This window comes from Candidatus Schekmanbacteria bacterium (assembly GCA_003695725.1).
GTDB lineage: Bacteria > Schekmanbacteria > GWA2-38-11 > GWA2-38-11 > J061 > J061.
Genome location: RFHX01000201.1, coordinates 1 through 2,739, shown reverse-complemented (window position 1 = coordinate 2,739; position 2,739 = coordinate 1). Strand labels below are relative to the sequence as shown.

General features: G+C 34.3%; 4 protein-coding genes. 3 read left to right on the top strand and 1 reads right to left on the bottom strand.

Going from position 1 to position 2,739, the window contains the following annotated elements; translation table 11 throughout:
* The first annotated feature begins 34 nt into the window (after positions 1–34).
* From D6734_07920 to D6734_07910, 3 genes are all read left to right on the top strand, one after another.
* Positions 35–817 carry a PEP-CTERM sorting domain-containing protein gene (locus D6734_07920; protein RMF94377.1) on the top strand — a complete coding sequence of 261 codons (783 nt, stop codon included), beginning with the start codon at positions 35–37 and terminating at the stop codon, positions 815–817.
* Positions 818–947: 130 nt separating this feature from the next.
* Positions 948–1,742, top strand: coding sequence for an SDR family oxidoreductase (locus tag D6734_07915; protein ID RMF94376.1), 795 nt, complete (start codon positions 948–950; stop codon positions 1,740–1,742).
* Positions 1,743–2,034: 292 nt separating this feature from the next.
* Positions 2,035–2,358: a hypothetical protein gene (locus D6734_07910; GenBank protein RMF94375.1), complete on the top strand. Its 324-nt coding sequence runs from the start codon at positions 2,035–2,037 to the stop codon at positions 2,356–2,358.
* Positions 2,359–2,387: 29 nt separating this feature from the next.
* On the opposite strand, the gene D6734_07905 is transcribed toward D6734_07910, so the two are convergent.
* Positions 2,388–2,739, bottom strand: a 352-nt coding sequence (locus D6734_07905; GenBank protein RMF94374.1) for a hypothetical protein, incomplete at its 5' end; no start/stop codon positions are given.

The following is a 2,739-nucleotide window of genomic DNA, read 5'->3' as shown; positions in this document are numbered from 1 at the left end:
TATTAAAAGTTTAAAAAAGAGCGTTTAAAAGAAAATGGATTTAAAAATTAAAAAAATATTTCTATTTGCAATTATTTTACTTTTCATTGTTATATTAGGCGAAGGATTATCTTCACCATCTCCAATCATAATTGATTTTTCTGATCCATCAGGGCTTTCTGCCGAAGCCGAATTTTCTGTCGTTGATAGCAAGCTTCAAATAATTCTTACAAACAATTCAAGCGGCGTTCCAATAGGTTTTGACAATGGAGATCAGCTGCTTACTTCAGTTGCTTTCGATCTGCCATCAGGCGTTTTTATTTCGGGAGGAAGAGCATTCATAAACACAGGAAGCATCTCTGAAAATTTTGACAGAATATCATCTCAACTAACTGAAGGTGCAGATGTTTCTGTCGAATGGGGATATGGGAACTCTTCACAAACTGGTTTTGGAAGCAGTAATAATTTCATATCGACAATGAAATCAGGAACAACCCCTTTTGTTTATGCCACATCAAAAACAAATTTAGATGGTCCTATCAATCTCGATGGTCCTCAAGCAGGTCTGACGAATGGAGTCATTCCATTGGGAGGATTGGGGGCTATAAATAATTCTATTATCGTAAAGTTAGACATTGGTGGAATTGACCTTTCACTTATGTCAAATGCAGATAGCACTTTGTCCTACATAGCTTCACATAATGTAGTATTCGAATGGGGCTCTGATGCCTCATTTGGATTCGGGTCAACTACTTTTCCAGTGCCGGAGCCGTCCACATCCCTTCTCTTCTTATGCGGTCTATCTATCATTTTTGTCTCAAAAAGATTCATCAAATAGACTATTTTTTACTGAGATGATCTTGAAAAAATACCCTCTTTCTTGAAAAAATATCTTAAAATAATAATACCATACGAAATTTAGTGTGTCTTTTTTTCACAGGGGATAAATTTGATTGAGAGGATTAGCCATGTGTAAAAAATTAAAAAATCGAGTTGCATTGATTACAGGTGGAGGCACAGGAATAGGCAAAGGTATAGCAAAATGTTTTTGCGATGAAGGAGCTATTGTTTATGTTATGGGAAGACGCCTTGAAAAATTGGAGGATACAGTCAATGAGCTAAATTCTGATCAAGGGAAAGCATTCGCTATTCAGGGAGATGTGAGCAAAAAAGAAGATATTGAACGGGTTACCAAAGAAATTTTAAACAAAGAAGGTAAAATCGATATACTTGTGAACAATGCAGGAATTGAAGAAAAACCTGAAGCTGTTTATGAAATGTCTGAAGCGTCATGGGACAAAATATTTTCTGTAAATATTAAAGGGGTTTTCTTAATGACAAAAGCCGTTTCTAAAATAATGATTGATAAAAAAATAAAAGGGAAAATAATCAATATCTCATCAATTACTTCTAAAAATCCTCCCACCCGCTGTTCTGCATACGCTTCTTCAAAAGCGGCGGTCAATATCTTTACTTTCTGTGCTGCGGCAGACCTTGGACAATTTGGAATAAATGTAAATTGCATATGTCCCGGAATGATTCAAACTCCAATGCTTGAAAGCATAGATAATAACTTGAGGAGTGAAGGCAAAATGGGAATGACTGATATTGCAGAAATAATGATTTCAACAGGACGCCTTCCAAAAGGACGAATTGGACAACCCGAAGACATTGGTAAAGTAGCAGTATTTCTTGCAAGTGATGATTCAGAGTATATGACAGGGCAGGTTTTGAATGTTTGTGGCGGGATAACATCCCACTAAAATTTGCATATGTTTTGTTCGCAGGATTAACGATAACCCCAATGCCTGTGCTCAAAAGACAAACTTTTGGGGGACAATCTCAGGCTTTCTCTTCGGGCTTATTTGTTCAACGAATCGTCATTCTTTTTTCCTACATCGCTTCCAATGCAAAAATATATTTCACTTCTAATAATTACATTAACTATTGACAAATAAATTCTAAAATAGCAATAAAAATATAATATTATTTAATATTGACAAAAATTAGCGATATGATATTTTTATCCAAAATTGGGAAGGGAGGTGATAAAAGATGAAGAAAAGTTTATCTATCATTTTGATTCTTTTTTTCCTCAGCATAACTCTACTCAGCTTTTCAGAAGAAGTTAAAGTGCATCAATTAACAGGTACAATTCAATCAATAGACTTGAAGGAAAAAAAAGTTGATGTAAAAGGATTGCGTGGTGAAATTATCTGTGAATTAACAGATGCAACGAAAATTAGAATTTCTGGAGAAAGCGCTTCTGTAACAGATTTAAAAAAAGGTGATAAAGTAGTCTGTAAATATACTGATGACGATTCAGGAATTAAGTGCAAATCAATCACCTTAATCGATAAAAAAGAAGCAAAAAATTAGTATCTCCCCATCGGCGGGTTTGTCTGAATTCAGGCAAGCCCGCTTTCATTCTTTATATAAGTAAAAAAATCGTTTATCCATTCATTGCCTAAAAAAGTTTTCAATATGGCAACACTTAAGAATGAATTGAAGTTATAAGAAGAATTAATCGGTTCAAACTTGTTCAAATTGTTTCTGATTGCACTTCCATAAATACTATAAAGGTAACGCCTCAAAGCAATCTCCGTTGAAATCCTATATCTGTACCGGAATATGCCTTGAAAAAAAGATTGAGGAAATCTTTCCTTTTTTCCTTGAATTGTAGGATATCCAAATCTTGGAATTATGGATAGCTCATTGCAAATAAGCTCTATATCTTCATTTTTAAAACAATAAAAACTT